Origin of the sequence: Dactylosporangium sp. CA-139066 (genome assembly GCF_050936175.1) — a bacterium.
In the GTDB taxonomy this organism is placed as follows: domain Bacteria; phylum Actinomycetota; class Actinomycetes; order Mycobacteriales; family Micromonosporaceae; genus Dactylosporangium.
The window spans coordinates 6,710,608-6,727,117 of sequence record NZ_JBNJNH010000001.1 but is presented as its reverse complement, the minus strand read 5'-3'; the positions used below and the strand labels follow the sequence as shown (position 1 = coordinate 6,727,117).

General features: G+C 72.1%; 21 protein-coding genes. 6 read left to right on the top strand and 15 right to left on the bottom strand.

Features of this window, described 5'->3' with window-relative positions; all coding sequences use genetic code 11:
• Positions 1 to 57 precede the first annotated feature (57 nt).
• The gene (locus tag ACQEVU_RS30900) at positions 58 to 762 is read left to right on the top strand and encodes a GntR family transcriptional regulator (protein WP_433329687.1); all 705 of its coding nucleotides are present in this window, start codon (positions 58 to 60) and stop codon (positions 760 to 762) included.
• 94 nt (positions 763 to 856) lie between these two features.
• Here ACQEVU_RS30900 and ACQEVU_RS30895 read toward each other — a convergent pair whose 3' ends face one another.
• Entirely contained in the window at positions 857 to 1,660 is an 804-nt protein-coding gene (locus tag ACQEVU_RS30895) for a DUF2127 domain-containing protein (RefSeq protein ID WP_433329685.1), read from the bottom strand.
• A gap of 38 nt (positions 1,661 to 1,698) precedes the next feature.
• A complete protein-coding gene (locus tag ACQEVU_RS30890; protein ID WP_433329683.1) occupies positions 1,699 to 2,427 on the bottom strand; it encodes a phosphatase PAP2 family protein in 729 nt (242 codons plus the stop codon).
• 184 nt (positions 2,428 to 2,611) lie between these two features.
• On the opposite strand from ACQEVU_RS30890, the gene ACQEVU_RS30885 reads away from it, so the two are divergent.
• A complete protein-coding gene (locus ACQEVU_RS30885; protein ID WP_433329681.1) occupies positions 2,612 to 3,403 on the top strand; it encodes a maleylpyruvate isomerase family mycothiol-dependent enzyme in 792 nt (263 codons plus the stop codon).
• Between the two features lie 55 nt (positions 3,404 to 3,458).
• Here ACQEVU_RS30885 and ACQEVU_RS30880 read toward each other — a convergent pair whose 3' ends face one another.
• The 5 genes from ACQEVU_RS30880 to ACQEVU_RS30860 all read right to left on the bottom strand — a co-directional run bounded on the left by ACQEVU_RS30880 (position 3,459) and on the right by ACQEVU_RS30860 (position 7,129).
• A complete protein-coding gene (locus ACQEVU_RS30880) occupies positions 3,459 to 3,878 on the bottom strand; it encodes an LppU/SCO3897 family protein (RefSeq protein ID WP_433329679.1) in 420 nt (139 codons plus the stop codon).
• Positions 3,879 to 3,976: 98 nt separating this feature from the next.
• A complete protein-coding gene (locus ACQEVU_RS30875; RefSeq protein ID WP_433329677.1) occupies positions 3,977 to 4,771 on the bottom strand; it encodes a carbohydrate-binding protein in 795 nt (264 codons plus the stop codon).
• Between the two features lie 84 nt (positions 4,772 to 4,855).
• On the bottom strand, positions 4,856 to 5,725 hold the full coding sequence (locus tag ACQEVU_RS30870) for a helix-turn-helix domain-containing protein (protein WP_433329675.1): 870 nt from the start codon (positions 5,723 to 5,725) through the stop codon (positions 4,856 to 4,858).
• 296 nt (positions 5,726 to 6,021) lie between these two features.
• On the bottom strand, positions 6,022 to 6,231 hold the full coding sequence (locus tag ACQEVU_RS30865; protein WP_433329673.1) for a hypothetical protein: 210 nt from the start codon (positions 6,229 to 6,231) through the stop codon (positions 6,022 to 6,024).
• 634 nt (positions 6,232 to 6,865) lie between these two features.
• The gene (locus ACQEVU_RS30860) at positions 6,866 to 7,129 is read right to left on the bottom strand and encodes a hypothetical protein (protein ID WP_433329671.1); all 264 of its coding nucleotides are present in this window, start codon (positions 7,127 to 7,129) and stop codon (positions 6,866 to 6,868) included.
• Positions 7,130 to 7,195: 66 nt separating this feature from the next.
• Between ACQEVU_RS30860 and ACQEVU_RS30855 the strand changes: the two genes are divergently transcribed.
• Positions 7,196 to 7,636 carry a DUF309 domain-containing protein gene (locus tag ACQEVU_RS30855; RefSeq protein ID WP_433329669.1) on the top strand — a complete coding sequence of 147 codons (441 nt, stop codon included), beginning with the start codon at positions 7,196 to 7,198 and terminating at the stop codon, positions 7,634 to 7,636.
• On the opposite strand, the gene ACQEVU_RS30850 is transcribed toward ACQEVU_RS30855, so the two are convergent.
• The 5 genes from ACQEVU_RS30850 to ACQEVU_RS30830 all read right to left on the bottom strand — a co-directional run bounded on the left by ACQEVU_RS30850 (position 7,626) and on the right by ACQEVU_RS30830 (position 10,710).
• A complete protein-coding gene (locus tag ACQEVU_RS30850) occupies positions 7,626 to 8,582 on the bottom strand; it encodes an NAD(P)-dependent alcohol dehydrogenase (protein WP_433329667.1) in 957 nt (318 codons plus the stop codon). The genes ACQEVU_RS30855 and ACQEVU_RS30850 overlap by 11 nt on opposite strands.
• Positions 8,579 to 9,235, bottom strand: coding sequence for a DUF4386 domain-containing protein (locus ACQEVU_RS30845; RefSeq protein ID WP_433329665.1), 657 nt, complete (start codon positions 9,233 to 9,235; stop codon positions 8,579 to 8,581). Before ACQEVU_RS30845 ends, ACQEVU_RS30850 begins: the two co-directional genes overlap by 4 nt.
• Entirely contained in the window at positions 9,232 to 9,456 is a 225-nt protein-coding gene (locus ACQEVU_RS30840; RefSeq protein ID WP_433329663.1) for a helix-turn-helix transcriptional regulator, read from the bottom strand. Before ACQEVU_RS30840 ends, ACQEVU_RS30845 begins: the two co-directional genes overlap by 4 nt.
• 4 nt (positions 9,457 to 9,460) lie before the next feature.
• On the bottom strand, positions 9,461 to 9,880 hold the full coding sequence (locus tag ACQEVU_RS30835) for a hypothetical protein (RefSeq protein ID WP_433329661.1): 420 nt from the start codon (positions 9,878 to 9,880) through the stop codon (positions 9,461 to 9,463).
• Between the two features lie 383 nt (positions 9,881 to 10,263).
• Positions 10,264 to 10,710: a response regulator gene (locus ACQEVU_RS30830; protein ID WP_433329659.1), complete on the bottom strand. Its 447-nt coding sequence runs from the start codon at positions 10,708 to 10,710 to the stop codon at positions 10,264 to 10,266.
• A gap of 89 nt (positions 10,711 to 10,799) precedes the next feature.
• On the opposite strand from ACQEVU_RS30830, the gene ACQEVU_RS30825 reads away from it, so the two are divergent.
• On the top strand, positions 10,800 to 11,129 hold the full coding sequence (locus tag ACQEVU_RS30825; protein ID WP_433329657.1) for an STAS domain-containing protein: 330 nt from the start codon (positions 10,800 to 10,802) through the stop codon (positions 11,127 to 11,129).
• On the opposite strand, the gene ACQEVU_RS30820 is transcribed toward ACQEVU_RS30825, so the two are convergent.
• Together ACQEVU_RS30820 and ACQEVU_RS30815 are read right to left on the bottom strand one after the other, a co-directional pair.
• The gene (locus tag ACQEVU_RS30820; RefSeq protein ID WP_433329655.1) at positions 11,124 to 11,663 is read right to left on the bottom strand and encodes a DUF4865 family protein; all 540 of its coding nucleotides are present in this window, start codon (positions 11,661 to 11,663) and stop codon (positions 11,124 to 11,126) included. The two genes, ACQEVU_RS30825 and ACQEVU_RS30820, sit on opposite strands and share 6 nt — an antisense overlap.
• A 29-nt stretch (positions 11,664 to 11,692) precedes the next feature.
• Positions 11,693 to 11,869 carry a hypothetical protein gene (locus ACQEVU_RS30815; RefSeq protein WP_433329653.1) on the bottom strand — a complete coding sequence of 59 codons (177 nt, stop codon included), beginning with the start codon at positions 11,867 to 11,869 and terminating at the stop codon, positions 11,693 to 11,695.
• Positions 11,870 to 11,963: 94 nt separating this feature from the next.
• Between ACQEVU_RS30815 and paaK the strand changes: the two genes are divergently transcribed.
• Entirely contained in the window at positions 11,964 to 13,262 is a 1,299-nt protein-coding gene (gene paaK, locus ACQEVU_RS30810; protein ID WP_433329651.1) for a phenylacetate--CoA ligase PaaK, read from the top strand.
• A gap of 108 nt (positions 13,263 to 13,370) precedes the next feature.
• Positions 13,371 to 14,939: an IS1182 family transposase gene (locus ACQEVU_RS30805; RefSeq protein ID WP_433325354.1), complete on the top strand. Its 1,569-nt coding sequence runs from the start codon at positions 13,371 to 13,373 to the stop codon at positions 14,937 to 14,939.
• A 173-nt stretch (positions 14,940 to 15,112) separates the two neighbouring features.
• Here ACQEVU_RS30805 and ACQEVU_RS30800 read toward each other — a convergent pair whose 3' ends face one another.
• Complete coding sequence (locus ACQEVU_RS30800; protein WP_433329649.1) at positions 15,113 to 16,507, bottom strand: GH1 family beta-glucosidase; 1,395 nt, start codon at positions 16,505 to 16,507, stop codon at positions 15,113 to 15,115.
• Positions 16,508 to 16,510 lie beyond the last annotated feature (3 nt).

Genomic DNA, 16,510 nt, shown 5'->3' with positions numbered 1-16,510 from the left:
GGCGGCCCCCGTTGTTCGGCCGCACCGCCGAGGGCGGATCGTATATGATTTTCGTATATGATTATGGCCCGGGCGCGGGCCCTGTCAAGACTGGACGTGGCCGTGCAGCCTGAGCCCTCGAAGCACGAGATCGCGTACCGCGAGATCCGTGAGCGCATCATCGACGGGCGCTACGGGCCGGGGCACCGGCTGGTGCTCAGCAGCATCGGCCGGGAGCTGGACGTGAGCCCGGTCCCGGTGCGGGAGGCGATCCGCCGCCTGGAGGCGGAGGGGCTGGTGCACTTCGAGCGCAACGTCGGCGCCCGGGTGGCCACGCTGCAGGACGACGAGTGGGAGCAGCTCGTCGAGATGCTGGCGCTGCTGGACGGGTGGGCGTTCGCGGCGGCGGCGCCGCGGGTGACGGCGCCGGACATCGCGGCGGCGCGGGAGTTCAACCGGGCGCTGCGCACGGCGGCGTCGGCCGAGCAGATCGAGCACGCGGCGGTCATGCTGCTGCACCGGCGGTTTCACCGGGTGCTGTACCGCTGCTGCGGCAACCGCTACGTGATCGAGTCGCTGGACGCGATCTGGGACCGCATCGACGCCTCGCGGGTGCTGGCGACGCTGTACCCGTCGCTGCGCCTGGCCACGGCGGTCGACGAGCACGACGAGCTGCTGGACCGCCTGGAGCGGGGCGAGGACGACCCGGCGGTGCTGGAGTCCTGCGCCCGGGAGCACAACCTGAACGCGATCCGCACGATCCGCAAGACGGTCGGAGAATAAGAAGACCGGCATCCACGGGGGAAGATGCCGGTCTCGCGTTCAACTATACGACGCCCACACGTCGTCCGCCAGTGGCAGTTCGGCGACGCGTTCGTCACCGAGCGCCGACGGGTACCTTCGGGTTGCGCAGGCCCTTGGGCAGGGTGGGCTCGCTGGCCGCGATCTCGATCTCGAGGAAGCTGGTCTCGTGCCGTTCGGCCTCGTAGGCGGCGTGCCCGCCGCGCAGGCCGAAGAGCCGCTTGGACAGCAGGATGTACAGCACCGCGGCGATGTTGATGACGAGCGCGCCGACGCGGGTGACGGTCACCTTCTCCATGATCTCGTAGATCTCGATCGGCAGGCCGAGCGAGGTGGCGACGACGGCGAAGTACTCGCCCCAGCGCTTGAGCATCCACAGCCCGGCGCCCTCGATGAGCTGCAGCGTGCCGTAGAGGGCCAGGCCGGCGGCGACCCACAGCAGCGTCTTGGACTCGGCCTCGATGACGGTCCGGATCGTGTGGATCATCGCGGAGTCCTCGAACCTCCAGCCGATCTTGTCCATGAACGGCTTGAGCAGCGGCAGGTCCTCGTTGAAGGCGCGCTCGACGCCGTCGCGGTGGCTGCGGAAGTGGTACACCCCGTAGGCGGCGGCGAGGCACAGCAGGCCCTTGATGAACCGCTCCAGCGACAGCAGCCGCAGGATGAGCGCGTCGCGCAGGGCCCGGCCGCGCAGGACGATCGGCGCCCGCTCGGCGGGGCCGGTCTGCTGCGGCTCACCGATGACGAAGTCCCCGCACCGCAGGCAGCGCCAGGCGGCGCCGACGGGCGTGGTTGCGTGCAGCTTCTCGCGGAACGTGTCCTCGGTCGGGGCGTAGGTCACGTGTCCGCGGCGCGCGCAGGTGCGAAGGTTCCAGTCCACGCGACCTTGATACCGCATCCGCGCCACCGGCGCGTCGTTCAGGTCGGCTTTACAACTTCGGGCGCCTCGGCCGGGGCCCGGACCGCGATGCGCCGCCGCAGCTGGACGGGGACGGGCGGCGACGGGTGCTCCTGGCGGCTGGTGGCGACGAGCAGCACGCCGACGAGGGCGGCGGCGACGATGCCGTCGAGCCAGTAGTGGTTGGCGGTGCCGGCCACGACGAGCATCGTGAGGACCGGGTGGGCCAGCCACAGCCAGCGCCAGCCGGTGCGGGTGGCGTGGATCAGCCCGGCGGCGATGACGAGGGCCCAGCCGACGTGCAGGGAGGGCATGGCCGCGTACTGGTTGCTCAGGGTGTCGGTCTGCGGCGGCCCGTAGACCGACGGCCCGAAGACGGCGGCGGTGTCGACCAGGCCGAGGCTGCCGAGCATGCGCGGCGGGGCCAGCGGGAAGACGAAGTGGATGGCGAGGCCCATGGCCGTCAGCCAGGCCAGGATGCGCCGGAACCGCAGGTAGTGTTCGGGGCGGAAGCAGTACATGTACAGCAGGAACGCGATCGTGGCCGGGAAGTGCACGACGGCGTAGTAGATGTTGGCCGAGCGCACGATCGCCTCGGTGCCGAGCAGCAGGTGCTGGAAGTCCGCCTCGTCGGGCAGGCGCAGCACACGCTCGAGGTGCCACACGAAATCGGCGTCGGCGTAGGCGGCACCGACGCGCCCGTCGACGGCGAGCCGGCCGACCTTGTACGCCAGGAAGAGGCCGAGCACCAGCAGGAGTTCGGTCCAGGCTCTCGGGCGTAACCTCGTGGTTTTTTCCCGTTCACCCGCCCTGACCCCCGCGTTCATCATGTGAAGCTACCTGATGTTGCGGCGCAGGCAATATTGCAGATCGAGCACGGATATCGTGTGCTGCGTCACCGGTTTGTTTACGCTTCAACCTCTAGGGAGTCACATGAGTACCCGAGCCGACCAGGCGATCGCCGCCCTGCGCAAGGGTCACGACGACCTCTCCGCGCTCGTCGCCGGCCTCACGCCGGAGCAGCTGACGGGCCCGTCGGCGGCCAGCGAGTGGGACGTCTCGCAGGTCGTCAGCCACCTGGGCAGCGGCGCCGAGATCAACCTCGAGGCGCTGCGGGCGTCGTTGGAGGGGCGCCCGGCGCCCGAGTTCGAGTTCAACAAGGGCGTGTGGGCCCGCTGGGACGCCATGACCCCGCAGGAGCGGCAGGCGGCGTTCCCGGCGGCCAACGCGCGGCTCGTCGAGGCGTACGAGGCGTTCACGCCGCAGCAGAAGGAGGAGCACCGCATCGACCTGGGCTGGATGCCGGAGCCGGTGGACGTCGCCACGTCGGCGGTGCTGCGCCTGAGCGAGTTCGGCTACCACGACTGGGACGTGCGGGTCGCCTTCGACCCGGCGGCGACCCTCGCGCCGGAGGCGGCCGCGCTCATGGCCGACCGCGTGGAGGGGCTGCTCGGCTGGATCGCCAAGCCGGCCAACCTCGACGGGCGCACCGCGGACCTGCTGGTGCGGCTCACGGACACGGGGGAGGAGCTGGGCCTGCGCCTGGCCGACCCGGTCGCGCTGACCGCCGCGCCGGAGGCGCCGGACGGCGAGCTGGACCTGCCGCTGGAGGCGTGGCTGCGCCTGGCCGCGGGGCGGCTCAAGCCGGAGTACACCCCGGCGTCGGTCTCGATCACGGGCCCGATCACGCTCGACGACCTGCGCAAGGTCTTCCCCGGCTACTGATCCGTTGCCGGGTGGTACCGCGGGCCGGTGCGCCGGCCCGCGGTACCGAAGCCAGCTACTTGGTGGCCTTGAGGCAGAGGACGGTGCCCTCCTTGCCGGACTCGCCCTCCCAGTAGGTGTTGGTCGCGTCCTGGAACTGGTCGCAGGCCGCGTCGGTCTCGGTCTCGCGCTTGTTCTCGACCTTGCCGAGCACGCTGAAGTCCGCGTCGGCGCTGTCGCACTTGACGATCGCGAGGTCGTTGGCGCCCTTCTGGTGCAGGCAGTCGCCGACGTTGGCCTTCAGCGCGGCGTCGCGGTTGAAGAACCAGACACCGCCGCCGATGACGACGAGGACGACAATGGCGATGATGATCCTGAGACCAGCGCCACCCTTCTTCGCGGGCTGCGGCGGCGCCATCGGCGGCTGCCCCATGGGCGGCTGCCCAACGGGCGGCTGCTGCTGAGGCGGCTGCGGCTGGGCGTCGGGTGTGGTCATGGTGTGGAGCCTCCCGGGTTCCGAATGTGTACCGGGTAGGCGTACCGGTTACGGGTCACAAACGCGCGGAAGTGTCCACATTCCGACTCAAGATCGTGTCATGTAACCGCTTGCCAAAGCGCCGGGACGTTCGGCGGCTCCCAGCCCGGCTGCGCGGTGTGACCCTGCAGGCAACGGTACGTGACCCCGGCGTACGTCACCTGATCTCCGGTTTTGTAGGTCCGCCCGGCCGTCCAGGTGCTCCCGCCGGGCGGCGACGACGGGGGCGTCGTGGGCGGCGTGGAGGGCGGAGTTCCCGGGATGTCAAGGACGACGTCGAAGGACGCCTCCCGCCCGTTGTTCCCGTTTCGCACCGTCATGAGCAGGGCCGGGTCGTACAGCGTGTCGGTGCTGTTGCGGGGTTCGCCCGGGAAGTACAGCTGCGTCGTGAGCACGGGCCGGTTCGGCGCCTGCACCTTCACGTGGATGTGCCGGGTCCGCCCCGGGTAGAGCCCCGGCACGATCGTGGAGAGCGCGTAGGCCCCGCGGGCGTCGGTGTACTGGTGCCCGCGCAGCCGGAACCCGGTGTTGTCGTAGGCCCCGGAGTCGTCGGCCTGCCAGAAGTCGAGCAGGGCCCCCGCGATCGGCTGGCACGCGATGCCGAACACGAACCCGCTCAACGTCAGCCGCGTCCCCGGCAGCCCGGTCGCGATGCTGGTCCGCTCCGGCGAGTTCGGCTTGAAGTAGGGCCCCTCGATCTGCTCGTGCGTCTCGTCGCCGTCGTCGCACATCGGCGTCGGGTCCAGCGGCGCGTTCTGCGCCGCGGCCTGCTCGATCGTGCCGCCGGCGAGCAGGATCGGCAGTGGTGCGGCGGCGAGCGCGGTCTTGAGCAGCTGCTTACGGGTGATGCGCATGGTGCGGTACCTCCTGGCCTCCTGGGCCGAGTCCGGTGTGTGGGGATGCGCGACGGGGTTCACCCGCCACGGACCCGACCGACACTAGGCAGTGCATCCGTCACCGTCGATGGACTGGGCCGGCCGTTCCTGGTGCTTTTCGCGGTACTCCTTCGGCGTCAGCCCGACCTCGCGGCGGAAGAACCGGCTGAAGTACGCGGGATCGGCGAACCCGGCCGCCCGCCCGACCTGCGCGACGCTGAGCTCGGTGCGGGCCAGCAGCCGCCGCGCCTCCAGCGCCTGCGCCCGCCGGATGAGCCTCCCCGGCGGCTCCCCGGTCGCCGCCTTGACGGCCTCGGCGAGCCGCTGCGGCCGCGTGTTGAGCCGGCGCGCGTACGCCGCGACGCTGCGCTCGCCCCCGTTGTCGTTGATCAGCCGCACGAAGGCCGCCGCGAGCGGGTCGCTCGGCACGCTCCCGGTCGCGGCCCCCAGCCGGTGCGCCCGGACGACGAGCACGTGCAGCAACGCCGGCAGGACGCTCTCGAACCCGGCGGGCCGGTCCGCGTACTCCCGCGCGAGGTCGTTGAACAGCCCACCGAGCCCGCGCGCCTCGCGCGCCCGCAGCCGCACGGCCGGCGCCGCCTGGAGCAGGAGCCTGCGGTCGCCCGGGTACGCCAGCAGCGCCTCGTCCCCGAACACGAGCAACCGCCCGGCGAGCCCGCGCGCGTTACGCCAGTAATGCACCTGCCCAGGCGCAATGACGAACAGCTGCGGCGGCCGCAGCGCATACTCATGCAGGTCGATGACGTGCGCCCCTCGCCCCGCGGTCAGCAGCACGATCTCGTAGAACGCATGCCGGTGCGCAAACGCGGCCCGCGCCATGTCCCCGAACCACTCGAACCCACCCACGGCAACGGGCACGGGCGCCGGATCGGGCACGTCGAGCTGATGCCGCGGCAGACTCTCTGTAAACATTCCTTACGATAGCTCATCGCCAATGCGTGACGGGTTGTTACGGTGCGCGTTCGCTCGCGGAGATCGTTTAGGTGGCATGGGTTACGGTGGAAAAGCAAAACCGGAAGCGCCGCCGCCGGCTCGCGACGTGCTCGGGTTTGCGCCTTTGCGGAACGGCCCCGGCTGCGTCCGGCCTCGACATCGCTTCGCCTTCGACGCCCGCGCCCGCGCGTCACCGCCGCTCGCTCGCCGAGCCTTGTCGTCCGGCAGCCGCGCTGCTCTTGGGGTCTTTGTCCGGGCTGGCGTCACCGGCGGCGTCAGCTGGGCCAGGATCGGGTGGTGTGGACTCGGCGGTCGTCGGCCGCGAGGCGGGTGGGCGCTCCCTGACCGGTGCCGGGGCTGCCCGCCGGGTGGCCGTGCACGCGGCCGTTCGGGTTGTCGTCGGCAGGCGGCCCGGCGAGCCCGCCGGACGCGGTGTGCGCGGCGGCCGCGCGTGTGGCTGGCGGCGGGTCCGCGATGGTGCTCACCGTCGCGATCGCGGCGCCGTCGTGCAGGGCGGATCGTGCAGGCCGGCTTGCCGGGGCCGTCCTGGACCAGGACTCGCCAGCCGCCGGCCGGGGCGCGGCCGGCGCTGCCGACGGCGGGACCAGGTCGAGGCGCAGGCCGGGCGGGAGCGTCAGGCGGCTGTCCTCGAGGCGGATGTCGCGCCAACCCGCCGCCGGGCACGCGATCAAGCGCGGCGGGGCGGTCGCGGGGAGGCGCGCCGAGATCGTCGGGCTCGGGGGCCACGGCGCGCGGACCGCGAACGCTGGGTCCCAGGCGGCGTGCAACGAGCCGCGACCAGCTCGGCCAGCGCGGGGCTGGTCGCGACCGGGCGGCCGTCGTCGCGGCACGCCGGCCCGTTGGAAAGCCTTCAGGCGCTCCGTGACCCGAGCGCGGGCGGCGTCCAGCATCGCCGGGTCGGTCACCACCAGGGCGATCTCGGTGCCGTAGGAGGTCCAGCTCGCGGCCGCCGCCGGCCGCGGCCAGGCAGCGCCCGGCGGGGCCGCGTCCGTAGAGCCCAGGCCGGTCAGCCCCGCCCTCCTTCGCGAAGCCGTTGCCGTCGAGTGTCCGTACGGCGGCTCCGCCGGGAGTGGCAGAAGGCTGGGAGGGGCCGAGGGGCTAGCGCTCGACCGGGCGGCGCAGCGAGTACGTGACCGCGTGCAGGCGGTGCGGCTGGCCGATGATCATCGCGGCGCGGTCGTAGGCCTGCCAGCCCTCCGCGCCGGCGCGGTTGAGATGGCGCAGGTCGTTGAACCGCTCGTCGGTGCCCCAGCGCTGCACGCCGCCGGGGTGGTGGAACACGGCGTCCCAGTCCTCGAACTTGTCCGTGCCCAGCGTGCCCGCGGCACGGTACTCCAGCCTCGCATATTCCCAAAGCGTCACGCGGTACATCATGCCCGACATCGAGCGATCCCACCGTCACGGATTCTCGTGAAGTACGGTCGGAGGGTGGATCGGCAACGTGATCGGGACGCGGCCGGGCGGGCCCGCAACGCCCGTCCCCGCGACGAGCTCGGGCGGCCGCTGCCCCGCGGGGCGGCCGGCGTGCCGACGATGCCCGACGACCTGTCGGTGACGCCCGACGAGGCGCTCGAACGGGCGCAGCGGCTGCTCGACGAGGGGCGGCCGTTCCACGCGCACGAGGTGCTCGAGGCGGCGTGGAAGGCGGCGCCGGAGGGTGAACGGGAGCTGTGGCGGGGGCTCGCGCAGCTCGCCGTCGGGCTGACGCACGCGAAGCGCGGCAACGCGGCCGGCGCCGCCCGGCTGCTGGAGCGGGCGGCGCTGCGGATCGCGGCCTACGGCGACGACCCGCCGCACGGCATCGACGTGACCGGGATTGTGGCGTTCGTCGATGAGGGAGCCGAAGGGGTACCGCGGCTCAGAGCGTGAGCGCGACCTTGCCCGTGCGCGCGGCCGAGCGCATGTACGCGATCGCCGCTCCCGCCTCCTCCAGCCCGAACGTGCGGTCGATCACCGGCGTGACCCGGCCGTCGTCGAGCATCTCGCGCAGCGTCTGCAGGGGCTCGGGCGCGACGCGGGACATGAGCGCGGCCATCCGCGGGCGGCCGAGGCCGCCGAACAGCCCGGCCCGCAGCTGCCGGTCGGTGCCCTGCAGCCAGCGGCCGCCGCGCTCGGCCCCGACGATCACGAGGGTGCCCGACGGGGTGAGCAGCCGGCGCAGGGCCCTGAGCGGGCGGGCGCCGCCGGTGTCGAGGACGAGGTGCCACTGCCCGGCCGGCTCGCCCTTCGTGTAGTCGATGACGTCGGCCGCGCCGAGGGAGCGGACCACGTCGGTCTTCGCGGTCGAGCACACGCCGGTCACCTCGGCGCCGAGGGCCTTCGCGATCTGTACGGCGAACGTGCCCACCCCGCCCGCCGCGCCCAGCACCAGCACGCGCTGGCCGGCCCGCAGGCGGCCGGCGTCGCGCAGGCCCTGCAGGGCGGCCACGCCGGACGAGGCGACCGTCGCCGCCTGCGCGAACGTCGTGCGCTGTGGCTTGCGGGCCAGCCGGCCCGGGTCCGACGCCGCGAACTGCGCGAACGCCCCGTCGGCGGCGCCGAACACCTCGTCGCCGACCCGCAGGCCGGTCACCGCCGGGCCGACCGCGGCGACCACGCCGGCGACGTCCAGGCCGGGGACGGGCCGCTTCGGGCGGCGCACGCCGAAGCCGGCGAGGCGCACCGCGTACGGCAGCCCCTCCACCACATGCCACACGCCCTGGTCGACGCCGGCCGCCCGCACCTCGACGAGCACGCCGTCGGCGCCGAGCCGCGGCTCCGGCAGGTCGCGCGGCTCGAGCGGCGCGCCGTACTCCTCGCGGACCATCGCCCTCATGCCGCCACCGCCGCCGGCGCGGTCGTGGCCGCGGTGCGGATGCGGCCGGCGAGCAGCCACAGCACCAGCGAGATCTCGCCGGCGGCGGCCAGGCCCAGCAGGACCGGCGACGCCGGGGTGCGCAGCAGGTCGCCGAGGTAGCCGGCGCAGCCGAGCATCGCCAGCACGCCGACCGCCCTGGGCATCAGGCCGGAGCGGTAGATGACCAGGCCGAGGGGGAGCAGCCACAGGCCGAAGAAGATCTGGCCGATGAGGTACCCCTGTGCGAACACGTCCATGTACAGCCCGGCGAGGCGGTCGTCAGGCCCGCGGGCGGCGACGAGCGCGGCGTAGTGGTTGAGCAGGTTGGTGGCCATCACCGCGACGGCGACGGCGTTGCACACCAGCGCCGACGGTGCGAGCCAGCGCGAGGCGGGGGACAACAGGGCGTACAACACCAGCGCCACCCCGAGAAAGCACACGATGTTGACGAGGTCGGACACCAGCCCGAGCATGAACAGCCCGGACGATTCGCGGATGTGCGCCGCGGTGGCGGCGGCGTCGCCGGGCACCACGAGCCGCTGCCGCACGAACAGTTGGCTGTAGCCGCCGCACACCGCGACGACGAGGTACAACACGCCGGCGATCCGGGCCAGGCCCCGCTGCGACGTCATGGCTGCTCCTCCGGATACTGAAAGACGGTTTCGAGTGGTACCCCGAACACGCGCGCGATCAGGAACGCCGTCTCGAGGGTCGGCGAGTACCGCCCCTGCTCGATGGCGATGACGGTCTGCCGCGTGACGCCGATGCGCTCGGCGAGGTCCTGCTGGGTCATCTCCCCGGCCGCGAACCGCAGCGCCCGGATCGAGTTGGTGACTCGGGTCGGCTTGCCCACGCGCCTACAACCCCCGGCGGTAGGCGACGATCTTCACGACCGACGACACGAACGCCGCCAGCGCGAACGCCAGGTACAGCGAGTTGGCGATCCAGAAGTACGGCGCCTCGCGCATCGCCAGCACCAGCGGCACGACGGACGCGATGCTGACCGCGTAGAAGGCGACGTACTCCCCGAGCCGCCCGATCGCCCGATCCCGCTCGTCGCCGCCCCTGGCCTCGCGCGGCGCCCCGGACCCCGCAACGGCGGTGGCGAGGATGTTGAGCACGATCGCCCCGGCGATGGCCACGATCATCGGTGTGACGTAGTGACTGGCGGCGATTCCGCCGGCGGGGGTGCGGGCGAGCAGGATGGCGGCGTAGACGACGGGGACGACGAGGGCCACGACCGCGTAGACCCAGGCCTTCTTCTCCAGGTAGGACATCGGCCCTCCATGTAAAACATCCTTGACATGTACGAAGGTAAAGCGGAGCCGACATCGTGTCAAGAACGCTTTACATGCCCGCGTATCGGCGCCTCCCGGCGGGCGTCGACCCGCCGCCGAAACCGGATATGTCGGGCGCTGGCGCGCCCGACATATCCGATATTTCATAAAATTTGATGTTTGTCGCGGCGCAATTCGGCGGTGGCTCGCGAAGGTCAGGCGCAGTGCGGGCCGTGTGCGGCCGGTGCAGGCCGGTGGCGGCGAGGCGGGCGCGGCGCGGGCCGCATGAACGCGACCAGGCGCCTTCCGCGCGGATTTATCGCCCGACAACGTATAAATCCGACAAGTCGTGGCGCGGAGCGCCCGACTTGTCGGACAGCGGATCAGGGAGCGGTGACCGCGCGCTCGACGCTGATGTGGAACGCCTCAATGCGACGGACGACGTGCATCAGGCCGGCGAAGTCGACGGGCTTGGCGATGTACGTGTCGACCTGGAGTGCGCTGCTGCGCAGGAAATCCTCCTCGGCCCTCGAGGCCGTGAGGACGACGACCGGGATGCGGTTCAGCGCGGGGTCGGCGTGGATCGCCTTGAGCACCGCGCGGCCGTCCACGCCGGGCAGGTTCAGGTCCAGCAGGACGATGTCGGGGCGGGGGGCCGCGGCGTAGGCGCCCTCGCGGCGCAGCAGGCGCAGCGCGTCGGCGCCGTCGGTGCACACGGTGAGGCGGTTGCGCAGCTTGTGCTCGGCGAACGCCTCGCGGGTGATGAGCACGTCACCGGGGTCGTCCTCGACCAGCAGGATCTCGATCGGCTTGGCCGGCTCGTCGCGCATCGTGGCCCTTTCGACACAGGTCGCCCCACACTAGCGCGCGGCGGCCACCCCGCCCTACCGGCGGCGCCGGTGACCGCTACCTTCTATGCGTGGCGTTCACGATCGACACGGTCGGCGGGTACGGGGTCGTGCGGGCCGAGGGCGAGCTCGACGTCGGCACCGCGACGCAGATGCGGGAGACGGTCGGGGCCGCGCTCGACGAGCACGACCGGCTCGTCGTGGACCTGTCCGCGGTGACGTTCCTGGACTCGGTGACGCTGGGCGTGCTCATCGGGGCGTACAACCGGACGAAGGAAAGCGGCGGGGCATTCGCCGTCGTCGTTACCGACGAGCGGGTCCGGCGCGTCTTCCGGATCACCGGGCTCGACAAGGTGTTCGCGATGTTCGAGACCGTGGAGGCGGCCCTCGCCGCGCTATGACACGGGCTCCGGAGCGGAGAGGTGCAGCACCTCGTAGCGCTCCGTGGCCTGCGGGTCGTCCGGCTCCGGGGTGGTCCACAGGGCGAAGCGGACAGCCTGCCAGCGGTACGGGTCGAAGGCCACCGCCGCCGTGTGCAGCCCGGGCCGCTCGGCCAGCGCCGGCAGGTCCTCGCCCCAGTGCAGGGGCGCGACGAGGCGGGTCGCGGTGACCGGCGTGGCGCCGTGGCCGGGGCCGGTGATCGCGGCCGCGCCGGTCCAGTGGCTGACGGGCGGGCGGCCGAAGTCGCGCACGATGTTGTGGAAGCCGCCGCCCCCGATGAGGAACTGCGCCATCGCATCGGTGCTGTTCCACAGGTAGAAGGGCGCGTACTGGTTGACGGGGGAGCCGTCGGCGCCCGCGGTGCGGATCAGGTACGCCTTGAGGCCCAGCCCCGCCCGGTCGTCGAGCGCGTGGCCGCCCCGGCGCACGCGCTCGCGGATGATCCCCATGTCGTAGTCGGTGGGCAGCGTCAGCTCGTACTGCATGGCGTGCATGCCGTACATACTAGTAGGTACAGAATCCCTTACCCGCGCAGGATCGCGTCGATCTCGGCGATCTGCTCCGCGGTGTGCCGGCCGAGGATGAGGTCGAGCTCGTGACGCTCGGCCGGGGTCTGGTACGCCGCGATCTCCCGCGCCAGCCGCCGGCGCGCCCGGGTGGTCTCGACGGCGGCGCGCATCCGTCTGCTGAGTGTCTTCATGAGTCTTACTGTATCGATTCAGAAAGATCATCTCTCGTGGATGCGGAGTGATCGCGAGCACGCACGAGCTGAGCTGCGGGTGCAGGATGTTCATGTGCGCGACGTCACCCCCGCCCCGGGCACCCTGGAGCCGATCGAGACCGCCTCCCGCGACGAGCTGGCCGCCCTGCAGCTGGCCCGCCTCAGGTCGACCCTGCGCCACGCCTACGACAACGTGCCGCACTACCGGGCCGCGTTCGACGCGGCGGGCGTGTTGCCGGCGGATCTGTCCGAGCTCTCGGACCTTTCGCGCTTTCCCATGACCACGAAGGACGACCTGCGGGCCAACTACCCGTTCGGGATGTTCGCGGTGCCGCGGGAGCGGATCTCGCGCCTGCACGCTTCATCGGGTACCACGGGCCGGCCCACCGTCGTGGGGTACACCTCGAAGGACATCGAAACGTGGGCGGACCTGATGGCCCGGTCGATCCGCGCGTCGGGCGGGCGTCCGGGCGACATCGTGCACGTCGCGTACGGCTACGGGCTGTTCACCGGCGGGCTGGGCGCGCACTACGGCGCCGAGCGCCTCGGCTGCACGGTCGTGCCCGTCTCCGGCGGCATGACCGAGCGCCAGGTGACGCTCATCCGCGACTTCCGGCCCGACGTCATCATGGTCACCCCGTCGTACCTGCTGGCGATCGTCGACGAGATGGAGCGCCAGGGGCTGGACCCGCGCTCGTCGTCGCTGCAGGTCGGCATCCTGGGCGCGGAGCCGTGGACGCAGGACATGCGCGCCGAGCTCGAGCGGCGCCTCGACATGCACGCCGTCGACGTGTACGGGCTGTCGGAGGTCATGGGGCCCGGCGTGGCCAACGAGTGCGCCGAGACGAAGGACGGCCTCACGATCTGGGAGGACCACTTCTACCCGGAGATCGTCGATCCGGTCACGGGCGCCGTCCTGCCCGACGGCGAGCGCGGCGAGCTGGTGATCACGTCGCTGACCAAGGAGGCGATGCCCGTCATCCGGTACCGCACCCGCGACCTGACCCGCCTGCTGCCCGGCACCGCCCGCACGATGCGCCGCCTGGAGAAGATCACCGGCCGCAGCGACGACATGATGATCGTGCGCGGCGTGAACGTGTTCCCGACCCAGCTCGAGGAGCTGCTGCTGCGCGAGCCGGCGCTGTCGCCCCACTTCCAGTGCGTGCTGACCCGCCAGGACCGCCTCGACGTGCTGACCGTGCGCGCCGAGCGCCGCCCGGACGCCTCACCGGAGTCCGCCGCGGCGGCGGTCGCGTCCCTGCGGCGCGCGGCGAAGAGCTCGATCGGCGTGACGATCGCCGTCGAGGTCCTCGCCCCGGGCGCGGTGGAACGCTCCGCCGGCAAGATGCGCCGCGTCCTCGACGAGCGCTAGGTGACTGGTGTTAAACGATGGCCGGCACCGGCGTGGCGGCCATCGTTTTCGATGTATTTCGGCTAGTTTGCTGGGATGGCGTTAGGCAGGGCGTCACAGCAGTTGGATTTGCTGGACCCGGTTACCCGGTTCTGCGGCGAGACCCTCCCGGGCAACTCGATCTTCGGGTTCCTGCACGAGCATCGCGAGACGCTGTTTCCGGACAGCATGTTCACCGACCTGTTCGCCGCGGTCGGCCGCCGGTCGGTACCGCCCTCGGTGGTGGCCACGGTGATGGTGCTGCAACGCCTGGAAGGACTGTCCGACCGCGAGGCGGTGGACCGGTTCACGTTCGACGCCCGGTGGCGCTACGCCGCCGGGGTCGGTGGCTGGGACGGCGGCCGGGCCGGGTTCGCCCATACCGTGCTGGTCGACATGCGCGAGCGGCTGCGCCGCTCCCGGCAGCCGGACCGGATCTTCGAGGTGGCGTTGGCCGCCGCTCGGGCCGCTGGTCTGGTCGGCCGGCGGCGGGTCCTGGACTCCACACCCCTGTATGACGCGGTCGCCACGATGGACACGATCACGCTGATCCGCTCGGCGATCCGCGGGCTGCTCACCGTCGCCGGTAACGGCCTGGCGGGCCGGCTGCGGGCGGTGCTGGGCAGCGGCGACGAGTACGCCGCGGCGGGCAAGCCGGTCATCGACTGGGACGACCCGGCCGCCCGTGAGGCGCTCGTGGACTCCCGGGCCCGCGACGGCTACGCCCTGCTCGCCGCGCTCGACGGGGTCAAGGACCTGCCGGCGCCGGTCGGCGAGGCGACCCGGCTGCTGGCCACCGTGCTGGGCCAGGACCTGGAGACCGGCCCCGACGGCACCCTGCGGATCGCTCGGAAGGTCGCCCCGGACCGGGTCATCTCCACCGTCGACCCGCAGGCCCGGCACGGGCACAAGACCAACCACCGCGGCTTCGACGGCTACAAAGGCCACATCGCCGTCGACCCCGACAGTGAGGTCATCACCGCGACCGCGGTCACCCCCGGCAACACCGGTGACGCCGAACCCGTCGCCGGCCTCATCACCGACCTCACCAGCCCGGCCGGCACCAGCCCGGCCGAGGGCACCGCAGCGGTTTACGGCGATGCCGCCTACGGCGCCGGTGAGGTCCTGCACCACCTCGACACCGCCGCGATCACCGCGATGACGAAGGTGCAGCCACCGAGCGCACCCGCTGGGAAGTACCCGAAAGACCGCTTCGACATCGATCTCAACGCGAACACGGTGACCTGCCCCAACGGCACCACCATCCGGATCCGGCCGGCCCGCGGCCAAGGCCGCCACGCAGGCCGGGCCGACTTCGGCCGGGCCTGCACCACCTGCCCCCTGCAGCCCGGATGCACGGACTCCAAAACCGGCCGCAGCATCACGATCGGCCACCACGAAGCCCGGCTCACCGCCGCCCGCACCCGCCAGCAGGACCCCGACTGGCAGGCCGATTACCGCGCGACCCGCCCCAAGGTCGAACGCAAGATCGCCCACCTCATGCGCCACCGCCACGGCGGACGTCGCGCCCGCATGCGCGGCCTGCTACGCACCGCCGCCGACTTCAACCTCCTCGCCGCCGCAACCAACCTCGCCAGACTCGCCACCCTCAGCCTCACCCACACCACCCGCAGCGGCTGGACCCTCAAACCCGCCTGAACCACCACCGACACCACAACAGCAACTCACTGATGCCGGCCGACCGCCACAAACGCCTACGCGCCAACGGATCCACGCCAAGAACCGCCCGTTACACCATCGACAGACCAAGCCCCAAGGACCAACGGTGGCCGACCGGCAGCACCGGCCAACCACCGTTTAACACCAGCCACCTAGAGACCGTTGCGGGCGATGGCCTCGGAGTACCAGCGGCCGCTCGACTTCACCGTGCGCTGCAGCGTGTCGTAGTCGACGTGGATCAGGCCGAAGCGGCGGCTGAAGCCGAAGGCCCACTCGAAGTTGTCCAGCAGCGACCACACGAAGTAGCCGCGCAGGTCCACGCCGGATGCGATGGCCTCGTGGACCGCGGCCAGGTGGGCGCGCAGATAGTCGATGCGCTCCGGGTCGTCGACGCCGCCGTCGGGGCCGACGCGGTCCTCGTAGGCGGCGCCGTTCTCCGTCACGTACACCGGGATGTCGCCGTAGTCGCGGCGGATGCGCTGCAGCAGGTCGCGCAGGCCCGTCGGGTCGATCGACCAGCCCATGTGCGTCACCGGGCCGGGCGTGGGGTGGAACTGGACGGACTGGGCCGTCGGGTACGGGGTGTTGTGGTCGAGCAGGCCGTCGGGGGCCGCGCTGACCAGGTCCGGCTGGTAGTAGTTTACGCACACCGCGTCGATCGGGGCCGAGATCACCGGCAGGTCGGCGGGGCGGACGAAGTGCCAGTCGGTCAGGTCCTTCGTGTCCTCGATCGTGTCGGCGGGGTACGACCCGCGCAGGATCGGGTCGAAGAAGATGCGGTTCAGCAGGCCGTCGATGCGCCGGGCCGCGTCGGCGTCGGCGGGGGACGGGGTCAGCGGGCGGACGGCGCCGGCGTTGAGGGCCACCGACACGGTGCCGGTCACGCCGGCGGCGCGCAGGGCGGCGACGCCCAGGCCGTGGGCGAGCAGCAGGTGGTGGGTGGCGGTGAGCGCGCCCACGTGGCCGCGCCGGCCGGGCGCGTGGCCGCCCGTGCCGTACCCCAGGAACGCCGAGCACCACGGCTCGTTGAGCGTGTTCCACATGGCCACCCGGTCGCCCAGGCGCGCGGCGACGGCGGCCGCGTAGTCGCCGAAGCGCAGCGCCGTCTCGCGGTTCGTCCAGCCGCCGGTGTCCTCGAGCTCCTGGGGGAGGTCCCAGTGGTACAGCGTCGCCACCGGGCGCACGCCGGCGGCCAGCAGCTCGTCGACCAGGCGGTCGTAGAAGTCCAGGCCGGGCTCGTTCCAGCCGGCGCCGCCGGCCGCGCGGATCCGCGGCCACGCGACCGAGAACCGGTAGGCCGACAGGCCCAGCTCGGCCATCAGCTTCACGTCTTCGCGGTACCGCAGATAATGCCCCGTCGACGTCGCGCCCGTATCGCCGCCGGCGATCCGGCCGGGCTGCGCCGCGAAGGTGTCCCAGATCGACGGGGTGCGGCCGTCGTCGGCCACTGAGCCCTCGATCTGGTACGCCGCCGTGGCCGCGCCCCACCAGAAGTCCGAGGGGAAGGTCAGCCGGCCCTGCGTGGCCTGCACCGCCGTCGTGCTCACACG